This is a genomic window from Streptomyces kanasensis, assembly GCF_043077165.1.
Taxonomy (GTDB): domain Bacteria; phylum Actinomycetota; class Actinomycetes; order Streptomycetales; family Streptomycetaceae; genus Streptomyces; species Streptomyces changanensis.
Genome location: NZ_JBIBSF010000001.1, coordinates 599,324 through 626,322 on the forward strand (window position 1 = coordinate 599,324; position 26,999 = coordinate 626,322).

The window sequence follows — 26,999 nt, forward strand, 5'->3', positions numbered from 1 at the left end:
CGTGGGGGGGGGGGGGGGGGGGGGGGGGGGGGGGGGGGGGGGGGGTGGGGGGGGGGGGTGGGGGGGGGGGGGGGGGGGGGGGGGGGGGGGGGGGCGCCGCGGGCCCCCCCCCCCCCACGGGTTCACTGGGTGTTCAGCGTGAGCCCGTAGTACCGCAGGGTGTCGTCGAGCGGCTGGAAGTAGGACGAGCCGGACCCGTACACGCCGTTGCACTGCTGGTCGGTGGGGCCTCCGGAGGTCATGCCCTGTCCCTGGTTGCCCGCGATGTAGGCGCCGCCGCTGTCACCGCCCTCCGTGCAGACCGAGGAGCTGCCGAGGCCGGTCACGAGGGTCCGCACCCCCGTCCGGCGGTTGGTGTAGGTCACGGAGACGTTGTAGGAGGACACCTCACCGCACGTCCAGCCCGTGGTCGCGCCGGACTTGCACACCGTCGCGCCGCGCGGGGCGCGCTGGCTGCCCTTGACCGCGACGGGCCCGCCGTTGCCCCAGGTGCCGACGGACGTGGCGATCGCGTCGCCGGAGTCGACCCGGGCGGTGCCCATGTCGACGCTGTCGTACCCCTCGCGGTAGCGGGAGCGCTCGCCGACCGCGAACCGGTCGCCGTCGAGGTACAGGCCGGGCCCGCCGGCGACGCAGTGCCCCGCGGACACCAGGTGCTGACGGCCCTGGGAGTCACGCGCCCCGAAGCCGACCGAACACCACGAGTTCGGGTCGTTGTTGAGGTTCATGCGGCTGCCCGGATACACGGTGGCCTGCGCTTCGAGGACGTCCTTGTCCTCCACCACGCGGACGGCGCTGCCGCCGTGACGGGCGGCCGCCGCGAGGAAGGCGCGGGCGGCGGCCTGGTTCCGGTCCGCGACCGTGACGGTGACGGTGTCGGAGGCGACGTCCACCCCCCACGAGGTCACGCCCTCGGGCACCTGCCGGGCGGCCTGCGCGTCGAGCGCGGCCTTGATCCGGTCGAGCGCGGCCTCGCCGCGCTCGGGTATGCGCGCCTGGAGGCCGGCGTTCCGCACCGCGCCCGCGGCCCGTCCGTCCGCGGCGTTGACGACCAGGCGGCCGGCGTCGTCGAAGAACGCCCCGTCGGCGCGCACCCCGGCGCGCTCCAGGCGGTCGAGGGTTTCCTGCTGGTCGGCCTGGCGGTCCAGGTGCCGGACCGCCGCCGTGTCGCTGACGCCGAGGGACTGCGCCAGCGCGTGCACCATCTGCGGCTGGTAGTGGCCGGGGGCCGGCTCGGGCCCGGTGGCCGCGTGCGCGCCCTGCATCCCGGTGGCGGCCAGGGCCGCGACGGCCAGGGCTGTGGTGAGCAGGCGGTTGCGCGAGAGGGTCATGGGGGTCCTTTGCGGAAGAAGAGGAACGGGCCGCATTGACGGAGGCATGACAAGCAAGCCCGTCCGGACGGCGATCGACCGGCACTCCGAGAGCCGGCCCCCGCGCCCTGCGGCCCGGCGGCGCTGTGGGGGAAGCACCGCGGGCATGACTGTGCCCGGTGCGCGCCGTGGCCGACAACCCTCGGGTGACGGCCGGTTTTTAACAGATTTTCCGCTCTCTGTAATCCCACGGACCGCTTACGCGGCGACACCGTCCACTCCACGGACCGCGTACCGGCCCCCGCCCGGCCACGCTGCCCGCGGTACGCGGTGAACGCCCTGTTCCGGACAGGCGAAGTCGCCGCCAGGGAACGCACACCCTGACGGCGACTGCTGTCCCGCCACCGCGACCGCGGCAGGCACCCCGCGCCGACGTACCCACCGACTCCGCCGGGGCACCGGCCTGCCCGACGACTCGGTCAACGGCCCGTCGGCCGACCCGGGCACGGACCTCGGCCTCGGGCCTGTCCGACGGCTCCGGGCAGCGACCGGTGCGACGGCTCCGGGCACCGGCCTGCCGCGTCGGCCTGGGACACCGACCGGCCGGTCAACGCCGGTCGGCGACCCGCCCGTCGGCCCCGAGCGCCGGCCTCGCGCTCACCGGCTCCCGCGCCCGCCGGCGGTGTCAGTCGACCCGGAGGACCAGCTTGCCGCGGGTGTGGCCCTCGCGGCTGATGCGCCAGGACTCGGCCGCCTCGGCCAGGGGGAGGACCTTCGCGACGGACACCGTGAGCCGTCCTTCGTCGGCGAGGGCGGCCAGTGCGGCCAGGCCGCCGGAGTCGGGCCGCACCCACACGTAGTGCCCACCGTGCTCGGTGACCTCCGCGGCGACGATCGAGGCCAGTCGCCCCGGATCGCCGAGCAGTTCCAGGGAGACGGCGACGGCGTCGCCACCGACGCAGTCGAGGACCGCGTCGACGCCGTCCGGGGCCACGGCACGGACACGGTCGGCCAGGCCCTCGCCGTAGGTCACCGGCTCCACACCCAGCCCTCGGAGGAAGTCGTGGTTGCCCTCCCCCGCGGTCCCGATCACGCGCACGCCCCGGGCGACGGCGATCTGGGCCGCCAGGGAGCCGACCCCGCCGGCGGCGGCGTGGACGAGCAGGGTGTCGCCGGACACCACCCCGACGCGCTCCAGGGCCTGATGCGCGGTGAGTCCGGCGAGCGGCAGTCCGGCCGCCTGCTCCCAGTCGAGCGAGGCCGGCTTGCGGGCCAGCATGCGCACGTGCGCCGACACCTTCTCGGCGTAGGCGCCGAGCTGGGCCGTGTCCTTGCGGATGTACCCGAAGACCTCGTCCCCCACGGCGAACTCCTCGACGTCGAACCCCACGCGTTCGACGACCCCGGCGACGTCCCATCCGGGAATCATCGGGAACCGGCTCTCCATGACGGGATCCAGCAGGCCCTCCGCCAGTTTCCAGTCCACCGGGTTGACCCCGGCGGCCTTCACGCGCACGAGCACTTCGCCCGGCGCCACCTTGGGGTCGGGCTGGTCGGTCAGTTCGAGGTCCTGGGCCGTTCCATAGGTCTGCAGAGTCATCGCCTTCATGACCCCCACGGTACATGCAGGCGCGGGATACCGGCTGAAGCAACTATCGGGGGCGGGGGTCGAGTCGTCCGCGCCGCCGCGGTGGCGCTCTGGCGGCCGCACCCCACGACCGGGGAGGACCGGGCCGGAGACGCGGGTGCCCGAACCCCCGGGAGTCATGCGTCCACCGGCCCGGAGATGGCCGAGGGCCTTCGGCTCCCCCGTCTGCGGCGCGGCCTGTTCACGCACGTCGCATCGGCACACCGTCCGCCGTCGCCGACGACGGGCGCCAAACGGCAAACGGCAAACGGCAAACGGCAAACGGCAAACAGTAGACGGCAGACGGGTGCGTCGACTCACGGCGTCCGGCCTCGGGGAACATCGGTACAGCCGTTGGCGCTGAGAACGATCATGATCCGGTCGGCGTGAGGGTGCTGACGCGGTTCTCGTACTCGCGGCGGGCCTTGCGCTGGGCCGGGACCGCGGGAACGCCGTGGCCGCCGTCGAGCGGCTGGCAGCGGGCGAGGAGTCCGAGGTGCACGGCGGGGACGGCGGTGACGCGCAGGGTGTAGCCCTGGCCGCGTCGTACGGTGACGCCCTGGTCGAGCGCGGCGCGCTCGTCGGGCTCCAGGTCGGCCGCGCGGAGGAAGTCAGCGACCTTGCCGGGGATGTCGAGGGTGACCGGCAGTTCCGGGGCCGGGACGTCCTCCGGCTCGGTGGCGGTGTGGTCGGGCATGAGGTCGGCGACGGCCGTGCGGATGGCGCCGCGGCTGACGCCGTGGTCGCGGGCGAGGGCGGCGATGGAGCGGCCTTCCAGGTACGCGGAGCGCACGGTGTCGGTCTTGTCGGCCGGGACGGCGGGGCGGCGTCCACCCTTGCTGCCCTTGGCCTCGGCGGCGCGCAGTCCGTCGTAGGTCAGCTCGCGCTGGAGGTCGCGCTGGAGTTCGCCGGCGGCGGCGAAGGTCTGCACCATGAACTTCACGGTGGACAGCAGCTCGCCGGTGCGCGGGTGGCGGGCGGTGAGGTCCATCGCGGAGAACGCGCCGTCGTGGATGCGCAGTGCCACCTGCTCGCGGTGGAGGACGTCGAGGACGTCGAGGATGTGCCCGGTGCCGCGTACGAGGCGGAACATCTCGGAGATGTGGACGGTGTCGCCCGGCCGCGCGTACGTCATCAGCTCGCGGAACTTGGGGCGCTGGAGGGGATGGAGGCGGCTGGAGGTGCCCGGGTCCTCCTCAAAGACGACCGGGTCCTCGATCCCGGCCTCGTCCAGGACGAGGTTCTGCCGGGCGGTGGACTGCTGGTCGGTCGAGACCCGCTTGTAGACCAGGTTCGCCACCGAGGGGCCCCTTCCGTACGGAGGAATGGACCTTATATGTCGTCCCCTGTCAGCAATCACCATCGGATCTGAATGGATTCGAGCCGCCGCGAACCGACGGATTGCACGGGTTCATTGGACGCGACGGCCACCTGTCGTCAAACGATCGTTTGACGACAGGCGACCGACACCGACACCCTGTTGTGCGGCCGCAGAGGGCCACTGGCCCTCCTTATGGTCCCGCTACAACAGATGGCGGGCGAAGAAGGTCCCCACCCGGCGCCGTACCTCAGCGAGTGTCACCACCGGGTCGCCGGTGCCGATGAGCGCGGCCCGCGCTGTCGCTGTCACAAGGCCGGCGGTCTGGAGCCGCGCGACGAGCGAGCCGTAGTCGGTAAACGCCCAGTGGTTCGCGTCGGCAAGCAGCACGCGGCGGCCGGGAAGGCTCGCCCAGGAGGACTCGATACGAGCGGCGCCGTCGAATCCGTCGGTGCGGAACAGCAGCAGCGGCTGGTCGAAGCCGGCCAGCGTCGGGTACAGGTCGAGATAGCCCTCCAGGTTCACCACCGCGCCGACCCGGCGGTCGTGACGGGCCGCGTACACCGCCGCCGTGCCGCCTGCGGAGTGCCCGTACAACCCGATCCGCCAGGAGTCCATGACCGGGGCGAGCGGCAGGTCGCTGAGCCGGTCCAGGACCAGGCGGAGGTCCGCGATCCGGGTGTCCACCATCGTGCGGAAGGTCGCCGGGTCCGGCGGTCCAATCAGGACGGTCGTTCGCATCCCGGTCGGCAGCTCCACCTGAGAAGCGTCACCGGGGTGATCGACGAGCACGACCACCCGGCCGTGGCTCGCCAGGTCCTCGGCGAGGGTTGTGCCGAGCGTGCGGGAGTCACCACCGCCGGGTGAGTACACCAGCACCGGACGCCGCCCAGGCAGAGGCGGCGCGCCCACGTACCCGTGGGTGAGGACCGCGCCCCAGTCCACCACTCCCGGCTCCGGCAGTCCCGGACGAACGTGCGGCGCGTACTCGGCGAACACCCCGGCCTCGTCCGGGGTGAGCTGCGGGGCCCGGGAGAAGCCGCGCACCGATCGGGCCGGGTACAGGACGGTCAGCATCAACTCCCGCACGCCGCCCACCCACGGGTCGGTACGGGCCGGGTCCGTCAGATGGACCGTCTGCATGCCTACGGGGTACGGGCCGGAGGGCGCGGGCAGCCGGAGGATCGAGCCGCTACCGGAGGCGGACGCAGCCGTGGGCAGCAGGGCGGCGGCACTCCCGAATAGGGTGCCCTTCAGAAGAGTGCGTCGAGAAGTCATACGAACATCCTTGGGGCGGGGCCGTCACGACGCGAAGGTTCAGGCCCTGGCCGAAAGGCTGGCCCAGGACGAGGAGTTGTGAGGGCGCTGCGAATCCACTTCACCGCCCAGGACTTCGCCCGGATCCGCTTCGCACCCCGCCCGGCACCGCTCCAGGAGCTGCACGCCGCCCTGACGACAGCCGTGACCCGGCGTGGCGGGCCGCTGTTCGCGCCGTGGCGCGGCCGCGTCCTGCGCGCCCTCCCGGCGGCGACCGACCCGCTCGCCGACCTGGTTCCGGCGGGCCGCCCGCCCTCCTTCCTCGACGTCCTCGGCGACACCATGGCCGACGGCTTCGAACAGATCCGCGCCACCAGCCCCGGTCTCGTCCGCTCCGAGCTGGAGCGGGTCTACGGGGCGGTGCCCGCCCCTCGCTGGATCCACGGCCTGCACGCGGGCGACGAGACGGCCTGGCGCACCCTGCACCGCGCCCAGCAGGCCGCGTATGAGACGGTCCTCGCCCCGGTCTGGTCCGTCGTACAGGATCTGCACCGCGAGGAGTTCACCCGCTACGCCCTGGCTGTCGCCGAGCACGGCGTGGCCGCCGCGCTGACCGGCCTGGCCCCGGGCAGCCGACTCCACGAGGGTGTGTGGGAATGGCCCGGCGCAGCGCCGGTCCGCGACGTCTGCCTCGACGGGCGCGGCCTGGTTCTGCTGCCCACCTTCCACCACCCGGCAGGCCCACTTCTCCAGGACACCCCGGGCCATCCCGCAGTCCTGACGTACCCAGCCGGTCCCGGGCTCCCGCCCACCACGGGGCGCCCGGTCGTCCCCGCCGAGACCCTGGCCGCCGTCCTGGGCCGCACCCGGCTCGACGCCCTGCGCCTCCTCGCCGAGCCTCACACCACGACATCCCTGGCCCGCGCCCTCCACGTCAGCAACGCGACGGCCTCGTCCCACGCGGCGGCGCTCAGATCGGCAGGCATGGCGACGACGACCCGCACAGGCCGCTCGGTCACCCACCAGCGCACGGCCCTCGGCACGCTGGTCGCGGGCGCCTGGCCGCCGTAGTTCGCCACAAGACGGAGCCGGCCCCGCCCCGCAGGTGAAGTACCTGTCCACGCTCGCGGAGAAAGTCGGCAAGGAGCGGTTCAACGCGGAGTTCGCCAAGGTGATCAAGGGCAGCGATATCGCCCCGCGCGCTCCCCGGCAGCGTTGCGCGACGGCCGCGAAGCGGCTGGCCAAGGCGAGGGCCCGCAAGCTCATCACCGTCCTGGTCGGCCACCCTTAGTCCTGCCCGCTCCCGTCGTCGTCCTCGTCCAGCTCGGGCGCGTCCGGGTCGCGCAGCGGGCGCAGGGCGCCGGCGGCCGGGACGCTGGCGGTGAAGCTGTAGCGGCCGAGCAGGTTCAGGTTGCGGTGCTTGAGCGGGGAGAGCCGGGCGATGTCCTCCTCGCGGATCTCGTGGCCCTCGGCCTGGAGCTGGGTGACCGCGGCGTCGATGTACCGCGTGGTCCAGAGCACGATGGCGTTGAGGACCAGGCCGAGCGCGCCGAGCTGGTCCTCCATTCCGTCGCGGTACGCCTGGTGGATGGTGCCGCGCTTGCCGTGGCACACGTCCCGGGCCAGCTTGTGGCGGGATTCCTGCACGGTGAGCTGGCGGTTCATCTGACGGCGGTAGGTGTCGTCGACCGGGTCGACCACCCGCAGCAGGTGCTCGGTCTTGGCGATCCGCCCGTACTCCGCGAACGCCGCACCCAGCGGAGTTGGGCGCCCCTCGCGTCCGAACATGCGCAGCAAGTCGTAGGCACGCACCTGGTTGGTGACCAGGGAACCGGCGACCTTCAGCATGTCCGGCCAGTGCGTGATCACCTTGTTCAGGTTCACGCGGTTGCGCGCCAGGTCCTCCACCGCGCCGTACGTGCCCGTCTCGATGCCTGGCATCGTGGCGCGCCAGAACCGCTGGTCGTCCAGGTCCCGGAACCGGGGTGAGAAGTTGTAGCCGAGGATCTTGAACAGGCCGAACACCATGTCGGAGTACGAGGCGTTGTCGGTCGCCACCATCTCCGGCTTGCGACCGCCGTCCAGGTTCAGCAGCGCGTCCAGGATGTGCAGTGAGTCGCGCGGGGTGCCGGGGACGACCATCTGCCCGATGCCCGCGACCTGGTCGTTGACGGCGTTGAGCCAGGTGATGCCCCGCTTGAAGCCACAGTACTTCGGCGATGGCGCCGCATGGACGGTGCGGACGGGGACGACGAACCGCAGCCCGCCCACCGAGGCGAGCAGGCCCTCGCCCCAGAACTTCACGATGGGCACAGCGGCCTGGGCGGCGATCAGCCGCGCGTTCGCCGCAGCGATGGTGTCGGCGCGCAGGTAGTACTGGTCGACGTGCACGAGCCGGGCCCGGGTCAGGGCCTCGTAGCCGGGGTTGACCACCGGGGCCAGGCCGATGTTGCACGCCTCGGACACCAGCAGCGCGACCACCGAGGTGGACAGGTCCTTCATCCGGGTGGTGCCGTCCCCGAGGTGCACGAAGGCGTCGAGGAAGCCGGTCCAGGCGTGGACCTCGAAGAGCAGGTCCGGCAGGTCGATCTTCGGGAGCATCTTCTCGACCCGCTTGCGAAGCCAGGTCAGGGTCTTCGGCTCGCTGAGCGCGCCGAGCTTGTCGACGTTCAGCTTCAGCCGCCCGTCGTCCTGCACCTCGATGGAGACCTTCGCCGCCAGCCCCGCCTCCTGAAGGCGCTCGGCCAACTGCTTCCACCCGGCGTCCAGGCCCCGCACCAGCTCCGCCAGATGCTCCTCGACGGGCATGTCCAGGCTCAGCCCGGCCAGCACGTCCTCCTCGACGGCCTCCCACTCAGGCCCGTCCAGCAGACGGGCCCGCGGGTCGGACCAGCGGTGCGAGGGCGAGGCGAAGACGTCACGGTTGTTCAGGGCCCGGTGCAACTGCTCCAGCACGCACACCACGTACGCGTCCCGGTCCACCGCGCCCTGCGGCAGATCGGGATTGGCGTACACCGCCTTGCGCCACGCCGGAGGCACGAGCTTGTCGTCCACCTCGCGCGGCAGTAGCGGCTTGACGCCCACCTTCCGCCGCGCCAGCGCCGGGAGGCTACGGACCCCGGCCAGGGCCCGCTTGCCGGCACTCGCCGCGTCCAGCGCCTTCGACTCGCCCAGCAGCGACAGGAACGGACGCACCGTGGCGTACCGGGTTGCGAGCGCGGCCCGCATCGCTACCTCGGCCGAGCCCTCGTCCTCGGGCACCAGTGAGACCACCGTGGCCGCGGCGGTCATCACGGCGGCGCGCGGGGCGACTTCCTCCAGCGCCGCCCACAGCGCGGCCACGTCCATGTCCGTGCCGTGCTCCTCGACCGCCTCCAGCTCCCCGGCCAGCACCTCCCACGCGCGGGCGACCAGTCTGGACGCCTTCTCCAGCTGCGGCATCGTGGACAGGCGTTCCTTCTCCGTCTTCCGTTTCGCCGTGCTTAGCAGCCTGGTGGCCATGAGGACCTGGAACAGGTCCAGGGCCTCGTCGATGGCCTTCGCCTCCAGGTGCCGCATCACCGCGGTGAGCATCGCCGTGCGCTTCGGCTCCGACGCCCGCTCCAGCAACGCCGCCTTCGATCCCAGCGCATACCGGGCCAGCGACGCCATCCGGTTCGGCGGGATCTGCGACAGCTTCAGCCGCCCGAGCTGGAAGGCGCCGATCTCGTCCACCCGCTCCAGCGCGCGGGCAAACGCCGTCCCGGTCGTCCGCGTCGGCGGCCGGCGCAGCCGCTCCAGCTCCGAGAACCGGGAACCCTCCGGCGTCTTCAGCGTCGCCACCAGATCGCCGGGCAGCGCCGGGTCGGCGCGGCGGGCGGCTCCCGCGACGGTGGCGTGCAGCCGCTTGTCCGCGACCTTGCGGACCTCCGACACCTGCCGGGCCAGCACACTCACCCCGGGCAGCAGTACGCGGTTGCGGCGTAGCCAGCCCACCGCGTTGTCGAACAGCGCCTTCGGCCCCTCGGCGTGCGTCCACGCCCGCCCGTGGAGGAACGTACGGAACCGCCGCGACCACTCCGGGTCCTCGTACTCGTGGTACTCGTAGGCGTCCCGGATCTCCCACGCGTGCTCGTACGCCGTCTTCGGCCGATCGGTGTACCGCTTCACCACCGACGGGTCCTCGATGCCGAGCTGCGCGGCTAGGTGCTCGACCACCGGCCAGGGGGCGTCGAGCGGGTCATCAGGGAGGAATCGGCCGATGTAGCGCACCGTGCACATCTGGAGCGCGAAGCCGAGCCGGTGGTGCGTCGAGCGCCGCCGCGCGGTCAGATCGCGGTCGACGTCGTCCAGGAAGAAGAACCGCTCCAGCTCGGGGCGGGTCGGCTCCTCGGCGAACTTCCCGTACGCCTCAGCCTGCTCATCAGTCAGAAACTCCACCGGCACGACGAGACCGTAGCCAGCGCCGCCCCTCGCCCCGCGATCTTTCCGCGAACCCCAGCGGAGCCCTCAACCGGTGTGCTAGCCGACCATGATCGTTCTCAGCGCCAACGGCTGTACCGATGTTCCCCGAGGCCGGCGTCGAGGCGGCCCCCCCCCTCGCCACGGGATCAGCATGGTGCCGCACGTCAGGGGTAGGGGGACGGCGGTGGTCAGGAAGCGGGCCCCCTCTCTCCGGCATGCCTCCGAGGAGCCAGCGTTGCCGTTCCCGTGCTACCGCCTCAGCAGCGACGACCTCGTGATCGAGATCGGCGACGTCGTCGACGCGCACGAGGAGGAGGCCGCCGAGCGGGAACTCCGCACGGTGGTCACGGGTTCCGGTGCCCGCACGGTGATCGTCGACGTACGGACGGCCCTCGTCACCGCCGGCCTGGTCGACGTGCTGGTACGGGTCCACCGGGCCGCACGCGACCGGGGCACCGTGGTCTGCGTGGTGGCCCGCCGCCCGCTGGCCCGCAGGGTCTTCCGGGTGTCCCGCGTCTCCCGCACCCTGCTCGTGGCGGCCACGCTGTCCGGCGCCGCGGCCTTGTCCCGCGGGTGCCGTCCCGCCGCAAAGGAGCGGGACGAACGGGGCCGGAACGCCGGCCCGTGAGCAGCTGCTCCCCTCCCCGGCCGGGCCCCGCCGCCCCGTCGAGGCCGGGGGTGCGGCCCCCCGCCCGGCGGGCGGCCCACCGGCGGTGCCGGCCGGCGCGGCGCTGCGGACCGGCCGGGACGACGGCCGTTCGGCCGGCATCGCCGTCCCGGTCGGCCCGGGGGTCGTACGGGCCGTTCTCAGCGGCGACCCAGGAGTTCGGCGAGTCGGACGAACCCGTCAGCACCGTGGCCGCGGCCGACGGCCCGGCGGGCCAGGCCCTCGGCCGCGCGCATCACGCCCGCGTCGATGCCGTGCTCCTCGGAGGTCCGGACGATGTGCGCCATGGACGACACCGCCGAGGTGATCGGATTGCCCTCGCCGGAGTAGCCACCGCTGTCGGCCTCCTCCGCGGCCTCTTCGAAGATCGGCGGAAGGATGTCACCGATGCCCTTGGCGAAGGGCGCCAGCTCCCTCGCCGTGATGCCTTCGGCCCGCGCCACCGCCAGGGCGTGCACATAACCCGCCATCGCGGTCCAGAAGATGTCGAGCAACGCGATGTCGTATGCCGCCGCCCGACCGATCTCCTCACCGAGATGGGTGTGGGTACCGCCCAGCGCCCGCAGAACCGGTAGGTGCTCGCGGTAGAGGTCCTCCGGGCCGCTGTGGATGAACACCGCCGCCGGGGTTCCGATGGTCGTGGTGGGCGTCATGATCGCACCGTCCAGGTAGCGGACTCCGTGCTCCGCCGCCCACGCCGCGGTGTCGCGGGCCCGGCTGGGCGTGTCGGCCGTCAGATTGATCACCGTACGGCCCTTGAGCGCCCCGGTGACCGGTTCTCGCCGCAGAACGCCGTCCACGGCGTCGTAGTTCACCAGGCAGACCACGGTCACCCCGCTGGCGGCGACCGCCTCCTCGGCCGACCCGGCACCGGTCGCCCCCCGCTCGACCAACTCCCGGTCGCGCCCCGGCGTCCGGTTCCAGACCGTGGTGCGCAGACCGCAGTCCACGAACGCGCCCGCCAGGGCTCGACCCATCGGCCCCAAGCCGAGGACGGTGACGGCAGAGTGTTCACTGCGCGAGGACATGATGTGACTCCCTTGGAAACTGTGACAATTCATGATGAGGAGGACGGAGATGACGCGCAGCCGCGCCCAGGACCCGGACGTCTGTGGGGTGACCGCCGCGATCGCCGTGATCGACGGGAAGTGGAAGACGGCTCTGCTCTGGCTGCTGGAAGCCGGCCCCCACCGTCCGGGGGAGCTGCGCCGGCGACTGCCGGGCCTCAGCGAGAAGGTGCTGACTCAGGCGCTCCGCGAGATGGAGGCCGACGGACTGGTGCACCGTGAGGTGCACGACGTGCTCCCGCTGAAGACGGTGTACTCCTTGACCGCCTTCGGTCGGGAACTCTCCGAGGCACTGGCCCCCGTCGCCGACTGGGGCCACCGCCGCCTGGAGAAGCTCGCGGAGACCCAGTCGGCCTCCTGACCCCTCACCCCCCACCCACCATTCGCCCGGATCCCGGCGGGCGGCCCTCCGCTCTCCCCCCACCAGGATCACCGGGCTGCCGCCCGCCGCCAAGTACCCACAAAAAGGTGGCTACCACGAGCTCCGGCGCGCCCCAGGGCCGCCCCTGATTGACCCATGGATCACGCCTCCGAATGCACCCCGCCATGGGTCTTTCCGGGCCGTAGATTCATCCGTGTCAGCAGGAACCGGCGGGGAGAAGCCGGGTCGGACATCCGGGAGGAACCATGAACACCAGCACGACCCAGCAGGCCGGCCACGTCCTCGTCCGGGCCGAGACCGCCGAGTCCCTCCAGGACGGTGCGACGAGCCTGATCACGCTGCTCGCGGACGCGGGGGTGACGGGCGGGGCGCTCACCGCCAACAAGGCCACGTTCCGCGAGGGCTCGCCGGGGGCGCCCGCGCACTTCCACACCAGGGCCACCGAGATGTTCCTCGTCCTCGACGGCGCGATGCGCGTCCTCGTGGACGACGAGGTCCTGACCCTGCGCAAGGGCGACTTCCTGACCGTCCCTCCGACGGTGCCGCACGCCTTCGCACCGGCCCCCGGCAGCGAGGCGGAGATGCTGGTGGTCTTCACCCCCGGCATGGACCGCTTCGACTACTACCGGCTGCTGGAGCGCGTCCACCGCGGCGAGGCCACCGTCCAGGACATCCGCGACAGTGCGCAGCAGTACGACAACCACTACGTCGAGAGCCCCGTGTGGTCGAAGGCGCTGACCGAGCGCTGAGGCCGCGGTCGAGCCGCCACCCGGCCCGGCGGCGGCCCGGCGGGCACTCCCCCCTCCGTGCGGCGGCGCCCCCGCCCGGGGCAGCGCGCTTCCGGTGCTCCCGGCCCCGGCCCCGCCGACGGGCGCGGAGTGCGGCTCAGGCGTCAGGGAGGGGCGGCAGGGCCCGGCACAGCGCGTCGAGTGCGGGTCGGTAACGGTGCTCGGGCGGCGTGGCGTAGCCGACGACCAGCCCGTCCCGGTGTGGTTCGGGGGCGTCGGGGTGGCGGAAGTCCGCGAGGCCGTCGAGGGCGACGCCCCTCCGTCTGGCCGCCTCGACGGTGGACGCCTCGGTGCCCGGCGGCAGGCTCAGTACGGCGTGCAGTCCGGCCGCGACGCCGGTCACCGTGATGTGGGGGGCGTGCTCGGCCAGCGCCGCGACCAGCTGGTTGCGCCGGGCGCGGTAGCGCTGCCGCATACGGCGGACGTGCTTGTCGTACTGTCCCGATGCGATGAACTCCGCGAGGGCGAGCTGGTCGGTGACGCCCGTCCACGCCTCGCGCAGCCCCTTCGCCGCGAGTACGTCGTCGACCAGGTGCGGCGGCAGGACCAGCCAGCCGAGCCGGAGCGCCGGGGACAGGCTCTTGCTGACGGAGCCGAGGTGGACGACATGGTCGGGATCGAGTCCCTGCACGGCGCCCACGGGCTCGCGGTCGTAGCGGAACTCGCCGTCGTAGTCGTCCTCCAGCACCACCCCGCCCCGAGCCCGCGCCCAGTCGACGGCCGCCGCACGGCGCGCCGCGTGCAGGGGGCCGCCGGTGGGGAACTGGTGGGCGGCGGTGAGCAGGACGGCACGCGCGCCGTGCCGCGACGAGGTGTCCGGGTGCGTCGCCAGCCGGTCGGTCCTGGCACCCCTCGCGTCCAGCCCCAGGGGGATCGTGCGCACCGCGGCGTCGGTCAGGATGCCGCGGTGGAAAGGGAGGCCGTACGCCTCGACGGCCACGGGGCCGCGCAGCACGCCTCCTCCGAAGAGGAGGCGCAGCCCGTGCGCGAACCCGGCGCAGACGACGATCCGATCGGGCGAGGCGCACACGCCGCGCGCCCGGCCGAGGTATTCCGCCAGCGCGCGCCGCAGTTCGGGACGCCCCCGGGGGTCTCCCGGACCGAAGGCGTCGTGCGGTGCGGCGGTCACCGCCCGGCGGACCGCAGCGGCCCAGGCGGCCCGGGGGAAGGACGTCGCGTCGGGCTGCCCCTGCCGGAGGTGGTGGACGGCGCCCGACTCGCCGCCCGGGGCCTTCCCGGGGACGCGCCGCGCCGTGGCGGCGACGCGCTCGGCGACCCGGGTGCCGGAGCCCTGCCGGGCGGTCAGCCACCCTTCGGCGACCAGTTCGGCGTACGCGTCCGCCACCGTGTTGCGGGCCACTCCCAGGTCGACGGCGAGCGAGCGGTACGGCGGCAGCCGGGTGCCCGGCGCGAGTCGCCCGGTCCGCACCGCCTCGCGCAGGGCGGTCGCCACCGCCGCGCGGCGAGGCCCGGTCGGCGACAGTACGAGATGCACGTCCGAGCCCGTCTCGTGGGGGGAATCGACCCCGGACATCGGCACCGCACTGCACCCTTCTGCCGGTCGCTCGACTGCCCAGGCTAATCCCCTGGGGAACGGCGCCGCCCTCGCCTCCCCTCCCCAGCGCCCTCGCCTCCCCTCCGCGCCGGCTTCGCGGTGCCCCGGGTGCCCGGCGCGGCAGTAGGGCCGGGGGGACGGACAGACGGCCCCCGACGTCGATCCCGACATCCAGGACCTGGTCCGGCCCGCGATCGAGCACACCGGTCACACACCCGACCGCACGGCGAGGGAGGGGACCGACTCCCTCATGAACCTGGAGACCTCGACCACCGGGACTCCCGAGTCGGCGAAGCACACCGAAGTCCGCACCAGGGCGGCGACGTTCGAGAACGGGACCTATGCCGCCCGGGAGTTCGGCCGTCACGACGCCCGCTACCTGCCCGAACGAACCATGTCCATCAACTTCAACCAGTGGCTCATCGACCTCGCGGGCCAGACCGGCACCACTCCGCGCGTACGACCGGAAGGTCGACCACGTGCTGCACGTAGAGGACCAGGCCCTGACGCCGGCCCAGGTCGCCGCGAGCATCGCCGCCTACCGGGCGGCAGGCACCACCTTCGAGGACACGGTGCCCGCGAGCCGGTGACGGTGCGCGGCGGGCGGATGTCGCCGGTGCGTCCACCCGCCGCGCCCACCGCGCCCGCCGGGCCGGTCGGGCCGGTCGGTGCGGTCAGGTCGGTCAGGCCGGCCGGTGGGCGCGGCGCGGGGCGCGATGTCCCGCGGCCGCCCACGGGCTGGGGCACGTGGTCGGAACACCTCGACGCCCCTTCTCCTCAGCGCACCCTGCCCCGCGGCTTCAGCGCGACCGGCGGGAGTTCGGGGGCGGGCAGCCGGCCCCCGTCGTAGCCCTCCACCCGGCCGAAGCGGGTGCCCGTCATCCAGTCGGCACGGGCCTGCTCGATCTCCTGCTGGGTGCGGCCGACGAAGTTCCACCACATGATGATCTCCTCCGCGAACGGTTCGCCGCCGAGGAGCATCAGCGACGCGTCCGACCCGGCGCGCAGGGGCAGTTCGGTGCGGCCGCAGCCGAGGTAGAGCATCGAGCCGGGGAGGACCGGGACACCGTCCACGTGCGTCTCGCCGGACATGGCCAGGACCGCGTACTCGAAGTCCGGGTCCAGGGGCAGCCGCGCCCCGGCGCCGCGGGCGAGGGTGAGGTCCGCGCCGACCAGCGGCGTGTACGTGGTGCCGGGCGACGTCGCGCCGTCGAGGGTGCCGAGGACGACGGTCGCGGTCAGGCCCGGCGCGGTGACGTGCGGGAGGTCGGCGTGGTGCTCGAAGTGGGGGTCGACGTGGCGGTGGCTGTCGGGGAGCGCCACCCAGAGCTGGGCGCCGTGCAGGTAGCGGGCGTGGGGGCGGGGGCTCTCCTCCGAGTGGGAGATCGCCCGGCCGGAGGTCATCAGGCCCAGCTCGCGGGGGCGGATGGTCTGGAGGCTGCCGGTGCTGTCGCGGTGCAGCACCTCCCCCTCGTGGAGCCAGCTGACCGTCTGCAGGCCGATGTGCGGGTGCGGCGGGACCTGCATGCCGGGCCCGTCGGCGATGTCGTCGGGGCCGTAGTGGTCGACGAAGGCCCAGGCGCCGACCATGCGGCGGCCGAGGTTGGGCAGCAGGCGGCGCACCTCGGTGGACTCCCCGAGCTGCACGCGGCGCGGGCTGAGGAGTTCCCTCACGGGCTCCGCGGCGACGAAGCCCCTGCCGCCGCAGAGGGACGGCACGGCCTGGCGGTCGAGATTGCTCATGGCGCCCAACCTAGGCGATGGGGGCGGCGTGGCGCCTCTCCCCTACGGGCAGGGGGAATAGCGACGACCCCGGGCACCGTTGTCGGGGGCACCGAAGCACCCCGGAGAGGCGGACGGCATGAGCACGATCGAACTGACCAAGGAGAACTTCGACCAGGTGGTGTCGGACAACGACTTCGTCCTGATCGACTTCTGGGCGTCGTGGTGCGGCCCGTGCGTCCGGTTCGCCCCGGTGTACGAGAAGGCCTCGGAGCGCCACCCGGACCTGGTGTTCGCCAAGGTGGACACCGAGGCGGAGCAGGAGCTGGCGGCCGCGTTCGACATCCGGTCCATCCCCACGCTGATGATCGTGCGCGAGAACGTGGCCGTGTTCGCCCAGCCCGGGGCGCTGCCCGAGGCCATGCTGGAGGACGTGATCGGGCAGGCGCGCGGGCTGGACATGGACGCGGTGCGGAAGTCGATCGACGAGGCCGCGTCGACGGGTGGCGGCACGGGGTCCGCGGGCGGCGGCCCGGCGGCCGGCGAGCCGGGGCCCGCGGGCGGCGGCGCCGAGGGCTGACGCCGCCCGGCGCCGGCCGGGCGCCGCGCCGCGCGCCTCTCAGCGCTCCAGGACGACCGCGATCCCCTGGCCCACGCCGATGCACAGCGCCGCCATGCCCGTGCCCGAGCCGGCCGCGGCCAACTGGTGGGCGACGGCGCCCGCGAGCCGGGCGCCGGAGGCCCCCAGCGGGTGCCCGATCGCGATGGCGCCGCCGCGCGGGTTGACGACCGACGGGTCGAGGTCGGGCCACTCCGCGAGGCAGCCCAGCGCCTGGGCGGCGAACGCCTCGTTCAGCTCCAGCACCGCGAGGTCGTCGAAGGTGCGGCCGGCCTTGGTGAGGGCCCGCTGCACCGCCTCGACGGGGCCGAGCCCGAACAGCTGCGGTTCGATGCCGGTCACCGCCGACGCGCGGATGCGGGCGAGCGGCTCGCGGCCGCAGGCGCGCAGGCCGTCCTCGTCGACGAGGAGGAGCGCGGCGGCGCCGTCGTTGAGGGGTGAGGCGTTGCCGGCCGTCACCGTCCCGTCCGTGCGGAACGACGGCTTCAGCTTCGCCAGGGCCTCCATGGAGGTCGTGTCGCGGATGCTCTCGTCGCGGGGCAGGTCCACGCCGCCGTACGCGACGACCTCGCCGTCGTACAGGCCGTCCGCCCACGCCCGGGCCGCCTTGTGGTGGCTGGCGAGCGCGAAGGCGTCCTGCTGCTCGCGGGTCAGGGCGTGCTTGTCGGCGATCAGCTCGGCGCCCTCCCCGAGCGGGACGGTCCACTCGTCGGGCATGCGCGGGTTGGTCATGCGCCAGCCGAGGGTCGTGGAGTACATCTGCTGGTGCCCGGCGGGGAAGGCCCGCTCGGGCTTGGGCACGACCCACGGGGCGCGGGACATCGACTCGACGCCGCCCGCGAGGACGACGGACGCGTCGCCCAGGGCGACGGCGCGGGCGGCCTGGACGACCGCCTCCAGGCCCGAGCCGCACAGGCGGTTGACGGTGACGCCGGGGACCGAGACGGGCAGGCCGGCCAGGAGCACCGCCATGCGGGCCACGTCGCGGTTGTCCTCGCCGGCGCCGTTGGCGTCGCCGAAGTAGACGTCGTCGATCCGGGCCGGGTCGAGGTCCGGGGTGCGGTCGACCAGCGCGCGCACGACGTGCGCCGCGAGGTCGTCGGGACGCACGGAGGAGAGGGCGCCGCCGAACTTGCCGATCGGCGTGCGGACGGCGTCGACGATGTAGACGTCGCGGATGCTCATCGGGTCTCTCCCACGGCCTGGGGCCCGCATGCGGGCCCGCATGCGCGCGTACGTACGGTGAACACGCGTTCACAACCGACGGGGCGAGTCTCCGACCCGGCGGCCGTCGGTGTCAACGGGCGCAGCCCGCCCTGGGCCTCCCGGGCCGCCGGCGCGGGCCGGCCCCGCAGCCGTCGCCGGCCGGCTCCCCCGCCGACCCTCCGCCGTCGCCGGCCGGCCTCCGCCGCCGTCACCGGTCCCGCCCGGCGTGCCCGCGCCGCCTCCGGCGCGGGCACGCCGCGCTCGTCAGTCGTCGCGCGGGTCCGCCACGCGCACCGAAAGGCCGTAGTCCAGCTCGGACCCGTCGACGAGCAGCGCCTCGACGGCGCGGGTCTCCGGGTCGATGTCGGCGACCATGCCGCCGCCCGCGTAGCGCGGATAGCCGGAGGCACCGGTCTCCCCGGTGGCCTCGACCACCGCCGAGCGGATGGCGGCCTCGGCGAGGTGCGCGGCGTCGCGTCCCTCCGCCGGTCCGGGCACGATCAGGATCTCGAAGCGCTGCGGTCGTGTGTCCATGGTCATGACGCTAGAGGACGGACGGGGCCGCGCGCACGCGCGCGGCGCCCCGGGGCCGGCCCCGTCCCGGCCCGGACGGCTGGGCCGCCCTCGTACGCCCCTGGCCGGACGGCGGGGTCGCCCCCGCACGTCCCCGTCCCGACAGGCGCGGCCGCCCCCGTACGTCCCGGTCCCGACGGGGACGTCCGCACCCGGCCCGGGAGCGGTCGTCCGGTCGGTGCGGGTGGCGTACGAGGCGGGTGACGGCCGCGGCAGCCGACCGGCCGGTGCCCGGCGGTGGCGCGTGCCGGCGATCGTTCACCGGGGCGCTCTTGTGCGGGCCCGCCGCGGTGGCTTAGGTGGGACGGTACGCCTTCGACAGGAGGAGCGACCATGCCGTCGATCGACGTCGGGGCCGGCGGGCCCCCGCTGGCCGAGGACGAGGCCGAGGACCTGCTGCGGTGCATCTGCTTCAAGACCGGCCCGCCCGGCACCGTCGGGGTGGAACTGGAGTGGTTCGTCCACGACGCGGACCGCCCGCGCCTGACCGTCACGCCCGACCGCCTGCGCGGCGCGTACGCCGCCCTGCGGGACCTGGGCCTCGGTTCGTCGGTCTCCCTCGAACCGGGCGGGCAGCTGGAGCTGAGCTCGCCGCCCGCCGCGTCCCTCACCGCCTGCGTCGCCACCGTCCAGGCCGACCTGTCGGCCGCGCGGGCCGCACTCGCCCGCCTCGGGCTCGTCCTCACCGGCTCCGGCACCGACCCCTGGCTGCCCACCCGCGAGCGGCTGCTGCGCGAGCCCCGCTACGACGCCATGGAGACCTACCTCGACCGCTGGGGCCCCGCCGGCCGGCACATGATGCGCGACTCGGCGTCGGTGCAGGTGTGCGTGGACACCGGGTACGAGGAGCCCGGCCCGCTCGGCTACCGGCGGCGGTGGCGGCTGGCGCACCTGCTGGGCCCGGTCCTCGTCGCCTCGTTCGCCAACTCGCCGACGCTGCACGGCCGTCCGACGGGGCTGCGGTCCGTGCGGCAGTCGCTGTGGGCGGGCATCGACGCGGTCCGGGGGCTGGCCCCGCCCCTCGGGCAGGAGCCCCGTTCGGCGTGGGCCGCCCACGTGCTGGACGCGCCGGTGATGTGCGTGCGCGCCGAGGAAGGCCCCTGGCTGGTACCCAAGGGGCTGACGTTCCGCCAGTGGCTGCGGTCGGCGGCGCCCCGGCCGCCGACGCGCGCCGACCTCGACTACCACCTGACGACCCTCTTCCCGCCGGTGCGGCCGCGCGGCACGCACCTGGAGCTGCGCATGCTGGACGCGCAACCGGGCGAGGACGGATGGGTCGTGCCGCTGGCCGTCACGACGGCGTTGTTCGACGACCCGGACGCGGCCGACGCGGCGTACCGGGCCCTGCTGCCGCTGACGGAGACGGCCGGGCCGCTGCGCCCGCCGGGCGACGCGCACTGGCGGGCGGCGATCCGCGACGGGCCGGACGCGGCCGCGCTGCACCGGGCGGCCGTGGTCTGCTTCGGTCTCGCCCTGGAGGCGCTGGCCCGTTCCGGCGCGCCGACGGCGGTGCGCGACGCGGTGGCCGGGTTCCACGAGCGGTTCGTGCTGCGCCGCCGCTGCCCCGCCGACGACCCACGGCCCGCCCCGGCGCCGGCCGGCACCGCCCCGGCCGCCACCGCGGACCGTGTGGCCCCGGCGGCCCCGGCGGCCCCGGCGGCCCCGGCGGCCCCGGCAGACAGTGCGACCCCGGCCGCACCGTCGGCCCCGTCGGCCCCGTCGGCCCCGGCAGACCGTGCGGCCGCGACGGCACCCCTGGGCCCCGGAGCCGCCGGGCCCGTTCCCGCTCCCCGATCCGGCCGGGACGCCGGCCCCGACCGCGTGGAGGACCTCCGCCCATGACCGCACCCCCCTCGCCCTCCCCCGCCGCCGAGCCCGAGGCGCTCCGCCGGCGCGCGTACGACGCGCTGGCCGCCGCCCGGGAACGCACCGCGCGGCTCACCGACTGCGTCGACGACGGCGAACTGGCCGCCCAGCACTCACCGTTGATGTCCCCGCTCGTGTGGGACCTGGCGCACATCCCGAACCAGGAAGAGCAGTGGCTGCTGCGCGCCGTGGGCGGGCGGGCCGCGCTGCGGCCCGAGATCGACCCGCTGTACGACGCGTTCCGCCACCCCCGCGCGAGCCGCCCGTCGCTGCCGCTGCTGGCCCCGCGCGAGGCGCGCGCGTACGGGGCGGAGGTGCGCGACCGCGTGCTCGACGTCCTCGCGGCGGCCCGGCTGGAGGGCGACCCGCTGCTCGACGCCGCGTTCGCCTTCGGCATGGTCGCCCAGCACGAGCAGCAGCACGACGAGACCATGCTGATCACCCACCAGCTCCGGCGCGGCCCGGCCGTGCTCACCGCGCCGGAGCCACCGCGCCCGACCGACGGCCCGCCCGGAGGCCCGGCGCGCCTGCCGGCCGAAGTGCTCGTCCCGGGGGGCCCGTTCACGATGGGCACCTCGCACGACGAGGAGCCGTGGGCGCTCGACAACGAACGGCCCGCCCACGTGCGGGTCGTGCCGGACTTCCTGATCGACACCGTGCCGGTCACCTGCGGCGCCTACCGGGAGTTCGTCGACGACGACGGCTACCGCGATTCCCGCTGGTGGGCGCCGGAGGGCTGGGAGCAGATCCGGCGGCACGGCATCGGCGCGCCGCTGTTCTGGCGGCGCGACGGCGGGCGGTGGCTGCGCCGTCGCTTCGGCGTCGTGGAGGCGGTGCCGGACGACGAGCCGGTGCTCCACGTCAGCTGGTACGAGGCCGACGCGTACGCGCGCTGGGCCGGGCGGCGGCTGCCGACGGAGGCCGAGTGGGAGAAGGCCGCACGGTACGACCCGGTGTCCGGCCGGTCGCGGCGCTACCCGTGGGGCGACGCCGAGCCGACCCCCGACCACGCCAACCTCGGGCAGCGGCACCTGCGACCGGCGCCCGCCGGCGCCTACCCGGCCGGGGCCTCGCCGCTCGGGGTGCGGCAGCTGATCGGCGACGTGTGGGAGTGGACGGCGAGCGACTTCCTGCCGTACCCGGGCTTCGTGGCGTTCCCGTACCGGGAGTACTCGGAAGTGTTCTTCGGGCCCGCGCACAAGGTGCTGCGGGGCGGGTCGTTCGCGGTGGCGCCGGTGGCCTGCCGGGGCACGTTCCGCAACTGGGACCTGCCGGTCCGCCGGCAGATCTTCGCCGGTTTCCGCACGGCACGGGACGCGGGGTGAGCCGCTGATGTGCCGGCACATCGCCTGGGTGGGCGACGACGCGGTACCGCTCGGCGAGCTGCTCGTCGCGCCCCCGCACGGACTCCACCGGCAGTCGTGGGCACCGCGCCACCAGCGGTACGGGACGGTCAACGCCGACGGCTTCGGGGTCGGCTGGTACGCGCCGGGCGACCCGGTGCCGGGCCGCTACCGCAGGGCGGGGCCCGTGTGGGGGGACCCGTCGTTCGCGGACCTCGCCCGCGTGGTCCGCTCGGCGGCGGGGCTGGCCGCCGTGCGGGACGCGACGCTGCCGGGCGCCGACGCCGAGGCCGCCGCGGCGCCGTTCGCCTCGGGGCCGTGGCTGTTCAGCCACAACGGGGCCGTGGCCGGCTGGCCCGGTTCGGTCGCGGCGCTCGCGGCCGGCCTGCCGCCCGCCGACCTGCTCGCCCTGGAGGCGCGCAACGACTCGGCTCTGGTGTGGGCGCTGGTGCTGCACCGGCTGCGGCGCGGCGACACGACGCCCGACGCCCTCGCCGGAGTGGTGCGGGACGTGGCCGCGGCGGCACCCGGCTCCCGGCTGAACCTGCTCCTCGTCGACGGGACGGCGGTCACCGCCACGGCGTGGGGCGACACGCTCTGGTACCTGGGCGGGGGTCCCGGCCGCCGCCGGCGCGCGGTCGTGGCGTCGGAGCCGTACGACGACGATCCCGCGTGGTGCGAGGCGCCCGACCGGACGCTGCTGACCGCCACGGCGGACGGCGTGGCGCTCCGCCCCCTGGACCGCCCGCCGGACCGCTCCCCGGACGCGCCGGCCGCCCCGCCGCGCACCGCCTCCCCGTCCTTCCGCCCGTCCCCTCCCCCGCACGCCGCGCGTGCGGCGCGGCAACCGCTCGAGGAGTACCCCGCGTGAGCCCGTTCCTGCTGACCCGCACCCTCCCCGAGGGCGCCACCGCCGCCGACCTGCGCGCCGACGTGCTGCACGGTCTGACCCGCACGCCGAAGGAGCTGCCGCCGAAGTGGTTCTACGACGCGCGCGGCAGCGAGCTGTTCGAGGAGATCACCCGGCTGCCCGAGTACTACCCGACCCGTGCCGAGCGGGACATCCTGGTCGCGCGGGCGCCGGAGATCGCCGCGGCGACCCGGGCCCTGACCCTGGTGGAGCTGGGTTCGGGGTCGTCGGAGAAGACCCGGCACCTGCTGCGCGCGCTGCGGCCGCGGCTCGCCGACTACGTGCCCGTCGACGTCAGCGAGTCGGCGCTGACCGGCGCGGCCGCGGCGCTCACGGAGGAGCTGCCGGGGCTGCGCGTGCACGCCCTCGTCGCCGACTTCACCCGCGGCCTCGCCCTGCCGGGCACGCCGGGGCCGCGGCTGGTGGCCTTCCTGGGCGGCACCCTGGGCAATCTGCTGCCCGGGGAAAGGGCCGTGTTCCTGCGGTCGGTGCGGTCGCTCCTCGAGCCGGGTGACGCGCTGCTCCTCGGCACGGACCTCGTCAAGGACGAGGCGACGCTGGTCGCCGCGTACGACGACGCGGCGGGGGTGACGGCGGAGTTCAACAAGAACGTGCTGGCGGTGCTCGCCCGGGAACTGGGCGCGGACGTCGACGCGGGCGACTTCGACCACGTGGCCGTGTGGGACCGGGAGCGCGAGTGGGTGGAGATGCGGCTGCGGGCGCGGCGCGGGCTGACCGTGACGATCCCGGAGCTGGACCTCACCGTGCCGTTCGCGGCGGGTGAGGAGCTGCGGACGGAGGTGTCGGCGAAGTTCCGTCAGGAGGGGGTGGCGAAGGAACTGGCCGCGGCGGGGATGGAGTTGTCCCGGTGGTGGACCGATGAGCGGGGCTGGTTCGCGCTGTCGCTGGCGACCGTCGTCTGAGGCTCGGCCCCGACCCGGGGAACCTGCCCGCCTCCGCCACGGGCCGCGCGCCCGGTGCGGGGCGGGTGCCCGGCGTCGCGGGGTGCCCGCCCGACGTGGGCCGCGCGCCCGGTGTCGTCCCCGGGCGCGGCCCGGCCCGTCACCGCCGTGTGGGCGGCGCGGGCCAGGGCGCGCCGGTCGGTGTGGAGCCCGGCCGGGAGGGGCGGCAGGAGCCGCAGTTCGGCGGTGAGGGCGCCCGCCGTGACGACCCGCCACAGGGAGACGGCGAGGGGGTCGTCGCCGACGAACGCGGCCGGCCCGAGCGGCCGGTAGGCGATCCGTACCGGCAGGACCGGGGCGCCCGCGTCGAGCGCCGCCTGGAAGGCCGCCGGTCGGAAGGCGCCGGGGGCCCGGCCGCACCAGGTGGAGCCCTCGGGGAAGACGACGACCCGGTGCCCCGCGCCGAGGGTGCGGGCCATGGCACGGACGGCGCCCGGCAGGGCGCGCAGACGGTCGCGGTCGAGGAAGAGCGTGCCGCCGAGTGCGGCGACCGGCCCGAGCAGCGGCCAGTCCCGCACCTCCCGCTTGGCGACCATGCGGCCGGGCAGGACGGCGGCGAGCAGCGGTACGTCGAGCCAGGACACGTGGTTGGCGACGACGAGGTGCGCGCCGGGCGGCGGGGTCCCGATGACGCGGGTACGGACGCCGAACGAGCGGAGCACGGTACGGCACCACAGCCGGGTGAGCCGGTGCCGGGCGGCCGGGGCGAGGGGCGCGCTGAGCGGCGCGAGGACGAGCCCGGTGAGGACGGCGCCCACCCCGGCGAGCAGGCGTGCGGCGGCGCGGAGGCGGCCGGCCGCCGGGTGGGCCGGGGTCGCGCAGCGGCGCGGGGTGCAGGGCGAGGAGGGCAGCCAGGCGCTCATCACTCCGCGCCGAGGGCGAGGAAGTGGCGCAGGTAGCGGGGGTTGGTGCGGCGCAGGGACAGCAGGACGTACAGGTCGGCGACGCCGAAGTCGGGGTCGTGGGCGGGCGCGCCGCACACCCAGGCGCCGAGCCGGAGGTAGCCGCGCAGCAGGGGCGGCAGGTCGGTGCGGGCGGCGGGCCGGGCGGTGCCGGGGGCCGGGGTCCACAGCCGGTGCGGGGTGACCCAGTACTCCTCGGGCGCGAGGTGGCGCGCCCGGACGGCCTCCCAGGTGGCCGCGGCGAGCGCGCCGCCGTCGGCGAGCGGCAGGGAGCAGCAGCCGGCGAGCCAGTCGTGCCCGGCGCGGGTCATGTAGCGGGCGATGCCGGACCAGATGAGGGAGATGACGGCGCCGTCGCGGTGGGCGGGGTGGACGCAGGAGCGGCCGACCTCCACCAGGTCGTGCCGGATGGGCGCCAGACGGGTCAGGTCGAACTCACCGTCGGAGTAGAGGCGTCCGGCGATGCGGGCACGCTCGGGCGGCAGGAGGCGGTACGTGCCGACGACCTCGCCGGTGGGTTCCTCGCGGACGAGGAGGTGGTCGCAGTAGGCGTCGAAGGCGTCGCTGTCGAGGCCGGGTTCGGGCCCGGCGAGCTGCGCGCCCAGCTCGCCGGCGAAGACGAGGTGCCGCAACCGCTGGGCGGCCCGGACCTCCTCCTGCGTACGGGCGAGGGAGACGCGGTACCGGGGCCGGCCTGCGGCCTCGGCCCGGATCTCCGGGTGCTGCGGGTGGGCGGGGGACGCCGGTGCCGGGAGGGCCGGTGCCGGGAGGGCCGGTGCCGGGGTCGTCGTGGTCATGGGGACTCCTTGGCCGGGGACGGCGGGGGCGGGCCGCGATCGTGCGGCGGCCCTCACCCCCTACTTGTGCCGTCACCGGCTGGCTTCGGCGTGTCCGCCCGGCGGAGCGGGGATGTGCGGCGGCTGAATGCCCGGTTCGCACCCGGCACCACGGTCCGGGCGCGGGCCGGCGCCGGGGCCCGGGCAGGGGCCGGCCACGGGGGCCCGGGCGGCCGGCCACTCGGGGCCGGGGCCCGGGCCGGCGCGGTGGATCCCGCCCGGCGTGCCGGCTCAGCCCGCCAGGGCGTCGGTGATCCGCGCGGACGCCGCACGAGCGGTCGTCCTGGGGTCGCGCCCCTGGAGGACGGCCGTCATGTACGGCTTGATGGGGTTGTCGGCCTCGACGTCCGCCCAGTGCGGCGAGTTGGGCGTGGCCCGGCCCCGCGCGGCGCCCGCGGCCATGGCGGCGGTGGCCTCCTGGCCCTCGACGACGGACGCCAGGGACGTCTTGTTGGGGACGTAGTGCATGGTGCGGGCCAGGTCGGTCTGCCACTTCTCGCCGGCGAGCGCCTTGACCACGTCGATCCCGGCGGCCCGTTCGCCGGCGTTCACGGGGACGACCAGGACGGAGCCGCCGGTGAAGACGGCGCCCGGCTCCTGCGCCGTCCTGCCCGGCACCGGGAAGAAGCCGAGCTGGGCGGCGAGGGAGGGGTTGCGCTCCTCGATGGCGGCGGCCACGCCGGGCGTGGCGATGATCTGCGCGACCCGGCCGCGGGCGAAGACCTCGGCCTGGGGCGGGTTCTCCTCGTCGGCGTCGACCGGGCCGGAGCCGAGGGCCTGGAGTTTCCGGTAGAAGTCCATGCCGCGGAGCGCGGCGGGCGAGTCGAGCGCGCCGACCCAGGCGCCGTCCTTCTCGACGGCGAGCTCGCCGCCCTCGTCCCAGACGAACCCGGCGAGGGTGTACCAGTCCTGGCCGGCGAGGTAGATGCCCTGGGCGCCGGTGCCGTTGACCTTCTCCGTGTCCTCCAGCCACTGCTCGCGGGTCTTGGGCGGCTCCTCCACGCCGGCCTGCCGGAAGAGGTCCTTGCGGTAGACGACGACCCGGTTGGCCGCGTACCAGGGGACCCCGTACTGGCTGCCGTCGATGCTGCCGGGCTCGGCGAGGCCGGGCAGCCACTCCTCGCGGCCGAGGTCGCGCACGGACTCCAGGGTCAGGTCATACAGCCGCTCGCTGCCGGCGTACCGGGCCACCTGGGTGTTGCCGACCTCGATGGCGTCGGGGGCGTCGTCGCCGGCGAGCGCGGCGGTGACCTTCTTGCCGATGCCGGTCCACTCCTGGATGACGATCTCCAGGCGGACGTCGGGGTGCTCCCGCTCGTGGGCGGTGGTGAACCGCTTGAGGAACTCGTCGGAGGCACTGCCCTTCATGAGCCAGACGGTGACGGTGCGGCTGCCGCCGTCCTGGCCGGGGACGAGACCGCAGCCGGCCAGGGCGAGGACGGACACGAGCGCGGCGGGGCGGACGAGCGTGCGCTTCTTCACGTAGGTCACCTTTTGCGTTTTCTGCAGGAGGACGGACCCGACGTGGGGGGAGCGAACGCGTTCGCAACGGGCGGATGGCTGGATTTTGGTATGTACCAATGGCCGGGTCAAGTCCCGGGGGCCCCGCCTCGCGGACCCGTCCACCCTGGGGCACCGTGGAAGGG

At 74.9% G+C, this 26,999-nt stretch carries 23 protein-coding genes and 1 pseudogene; 11 read left to right on the forward strand and 13 right to left on the reverse strand.

Going from position 1 to position 26,999, the window contains the following annotated elements; genetic code table 11:
* Nucleotides 1-122: 122 nt before the first annotated feature.
* The 4 genes from ACF053_RS02615 to ACF053_RS02630 form a co-directional block, all read right to left on the reverse strand.
* Nucleotides 123-1,331 (reverse strand): S1 family peptidase, encoded by a 1,209-nt coding sequence (locus ACF053_RS02615; RefSeq protein ID WP_391952098.1) that lies wholly within the window; start codon nt 1,329-1,331, stop codon nt 123-125.
* 664 nt (nt 1,332-1,995) lie between these two features.
* Nucleotides 1,996-2,919 carry an NADP-dependent oxidoreductase gene (locus tag ACF053_RS02620; RefSeq protein ID WP_391952099.1) on the reverse strand — a complete coding sequence of 308 codons (924 nt, stop codon included), beginning with the start codon at nt 2,917-2,919 and terminating at the stop codon, nt 1,996-1,998.
* A gap of 388 nt (nt 2,920-3,307) precedes the next feature.
* Entirely contained in the window at nt 3,308-4,237 is a 930-nt protein-coding gene (locus ACF053_RS02625) for a recombinase family protein (RefSeq protein WP_391952100.1), read from the reverse strand.
* A 222-nt stretch (nt 4,238-4,459) separates the two neighbouring features.
* Entirely contained in the window at nt 4,460-5,533 is a 1,074-nt protein-coding gene (locus ACF053_RS02630) for an alpha/beta hydrolase family protein (RefSeq protein ID WP_391952101.1), read from the reverse strand.
* Between the two features lie 78 nt (nt 5,534-5,611).
* On the opposite strand from ACF053_RS02630, the gene ACF053_RS02635 reads away from it, so the two are divergent.
* The gene (locus ACF053_RS02635; protein ID WP_391952102.1) at nt 5,612-6,583 is read left to right on the forward strand and encodes an ArsR/SmtB family transcription factor; all 972 of its coding nucleotides are present in this window, start codon (nt 5,612-5,614) and stop codon (nt 6,581-6,583) included.
* A gap of 34 nt (nt 6,584-6,617) precedes the next feature.
* A complete protein-coding gene (locus ACF053_RS02640; protein WP_391952103.1) occupies nt 6,618-6,803 on the forward strand; it encodes a hypothetical protein in 186 nt (61 codons plus the stop codon).
* On the opposite strand, the gene ACF053_RS02645 is transcribed toward ACF053_RS02640, so the two are convergent.
* Nucleotides 6,800-9,937 (reverse strand): Tn3 family transposase, encoded by a 3,138-nt coding sequence (locus ACF053_RS02645; protein WP_391952104.1) that lies wholly within the window; start codon nt 9,935-9,937, stop codon nt 6,800-6,802. The genes ACF053_RS02640 and ACF053_RS02645 overlap by 4 nt on opposite strands.
* A gap of 253 nt (nt 9,938-10,190) precedes the next feature.
* Here ACF053_RS02645 and ACF053_RS02650 point away from each other — a divergent pair, with 253 nt between their 5' ends.
* Nucleotides 10,191-10,583, forward strand: coding sequence for an anti-sigma factor antagonist (locus ACF053_RS02650; protein ID WP_391952105.1), 393 nt, complete (start codon nt 10,191-10,193; stop codon nt 10,581-10,583).
* 179 nt (nt 10,584-10,762) lie between these two features.
* Here the strand turns inward: ACF053_RS02650 and ACF053_RS02655 are convergent, their stop codons facing one another.
* Nucleotides 10,763-11,650: an NAD(P)-dependent oxidoreductase gene (locus ACF053_RS02655; RefSeq protein ID WP_391952106.1), complete on the reverse strand. Its 888-nt coding sequence runs from the start codon at nt 11,648-11,650 to the stop codon at nt 10,763-10,765.
* A gap of 49 nt (nt 11,651-11,699) precedes the next feature.
* Here ACF053_RS02655 and ACF053_RS02660 point away from each other — a divergent pair, with 49 nt between their 5' ends.
* Both ACF053_RS02660 and ACF053_RS02665 read left to right on the forward strand, forming a co-directional pair.
* Nucleotides 11,700-12,050, forward strand: a complete 351-nt coding sequence (locus tag ACF053_RS02660; RefSeq protein ID WP_391952107.1) for a winged helix-turn-helix transcriptional regulator — start codon at nt 11,700-11,702, stop codon at nt 12,048-12,050.
* A gap of 266 nt (nt 12,051-12,316) precedes the next feature.
* Nucleotides 12,317-12,820 (forward strand): cupin domain-containing protein, encoded by a 504-nt coding sequence (locus ACF053_RS02665; RefSeq protein WP_391952108.1) that lies wholly within the window; start codon nt 12,317-12,319, stop codon nt 12,818-12,820.
* Between the two features lie 136 nt (nt 12,821-12,956).
* Here ACF053_RS02665 and pdxR read toward each other — a convergent pair whose 3' ends face one another.
* A complete protein-coding gene (gene pdxR / locus ACF053_RS02670; protein WP_449336523.1) occupies nt 12,957-14,399 on the reverse strand; it encodes a MocR-like pyridoxine biosynthesis transcription factor PdxR in 1,443 nt (480 codons plus the stop codon).
* A gap of 241 nt (nt 14,400-14,640) precedes the next feature.
* Here pdxR and ACF053_RS02675 point away from each other — a divergent pair.
* Nucleotides 14,641-15,004 (forward strand): annotated as a pseudogene (locus ACF053_RS02675) (hypothetical protein); the annotation flags it as partial.
* 187 nt (nt 15,005-15,191) lie between these two features.
* Here ACF053_RS02675 and ACF053_RS02680 read toward each other — a convergent pair.
* Complete coding sequence (locus ACF053_RS02680) at nt 15,192-16,157, reverse strand: pirin family protein (protein WP_391952110.1); 966 nt, start codon at nt 16,155-16,157, stop codon at nt 15,192-15,194.
* 118 nt (nt 16,158-16,275) lie between these two features.
* Between ACF053_RS02680 and trxA the strand changes: the two genes are divergently transcribed.
* A complete protein-coding gene (gene trxA / locus ACF053_RS02685; protein ID WP_391952111.1) occupies nt 16,276-16,716 on the forward strand; it encodes a thioredoxin in 441 nt (146 codons plus the stop codon).
* Between the two features lie 39 nt (nt 16,717-16,755).
* Here trxA and ACF053_RS02690 read toward each other — a convergent pair whose 3' ends face one another.
* Together ACF053_RS02690 and ACF053_RS02695 are read right to left on the reverse strand one after the other, a co-directional pair.
* Nucleotides 16,756-17,940, reverse strand: coding sequence for a thiolase family protein (locus ACF053_RS02690; RefSeq protein WP_391952112.1), 1,185 nt, complete (start codon nt 17,938-17,940; stop codon nt 16,756-16,758).
* Between the two features lie 285 nt (nt 17,941-18,225).
* A complete protein-coding gene (locus tag ACF053_RS02695) occupies nt 18,226-18,495 on the reverse strand; it encodes a hypothetical protein (RefSeq protein WP_391952113.1) in 270 nt (89 codons plus the stop codon).
* Nucleotides 18,496-18,867: 372 nt separating this feature from the next.
* Here ACF053_RS02695 and egtA point away from each other — a divergent pair, with 372 nt between their 5' ends.
* Genes egtA through egtD form a run of 4 tightly spaced genes read left to right on the forward strand, consistent with a single transcriptional unit; the run spans nt 18,868 to nt 23,576 of the window.
* Nucleotides 18,868-20,376 (forward strand): ergothioneine biosynthesis glutamate--cysteine ligase EgtA, encoded by a 1,509-nt coding sequence (egtA, locus tag ACF053_RS02700; RefSeq protein ID WP_391952114.1) that lies wholly within the window; start codon nt 18,868-18,870, stop codon nt 20,374-20,376.
* On the forward strand, nt 20,373-21,725 hold the full coding sequence (egtB, locus tag ACF053_RS02705) for an ergothioneine biosynthesis protein EgtB (protein WP_391952115.1): 1,353 nt from the start codon (nt 20,373-20,375) through the stop codon (nt 21,723-21,725). Before egtA ends, egtB begins: the two co-directional genes overlap by 4 nt.
* A 7-nt stretch (nt 21,726-21,732) precedes the next feature.
* Nucleotides 21,733-22,614, forward strand: a complete 882-nt coding sequence (egtC, locus tag ACF053_RS02710) for an ergothioneine biosynthesis protein EgtC (RefSeq protein ID WP_391952116.1) — start codon at nt 21,733-21,735, stop codon at nt 22,612-22,614.
* A complete protein-coding gene (gene egtD, locus ACF053_RS02715) occupies nt 22,611-23,576 on the forward strand; it encodes an L-histidine N(alpha)-methyltransferase (protein ID WP_391952117.1) in 966 nt (321 codons plus the stop codon). Before egtC ends, egtD begins: the two co-directional genes overlap by 4 nt.
* Here egtD and ACF053_RS02720 read toward each other — a convergent pair.
* The 3 genes from ACF053_RS02720 to ACF053_RS02730 form a co-directional block, all read right to left on the reverse strand.
* Entirely contained in the window at nt 23,471-24,478 is a 1,008-nt protein-coding gene (locus ACF053_RS02720) for a lysophospholipid acyltransferase family protein (RefSeq protein ID WP_391952118.1), read from the reverse strand. The genes egtD and ACF053_RS02720 overlap by 106 nt on opposite strands.
* Nucleotides 24,478-25,314, reverse strand: a complete 837-nt coding sequence (locus ACF053_RS02725; protein WP_391952119.1) for a GNAT family N-acetyltransferase — start codon at nt 25,312-25,314, stop codon at nt 24,478-24,480. The genes ACF053_RS02720 and ACF053_RS02725 overlap by 1 nt, the downstream gene beginning before the upstream one ends.
* 270 nt (nt 25,315-25,584) lie before the next feature.
* Complete coding sequence (locus ACF053_RS02730; protein ID WP_391952120.1) at nt 25,585-26,835, reverse strand: extracellular solute-binding protein; 1,251 nt, start codon at nt 26,833-26,835, stop codon at nt 25,585-25,587.
* Nucleotides 26,836-26,999 lie beyond the last annotated feature (164 nt).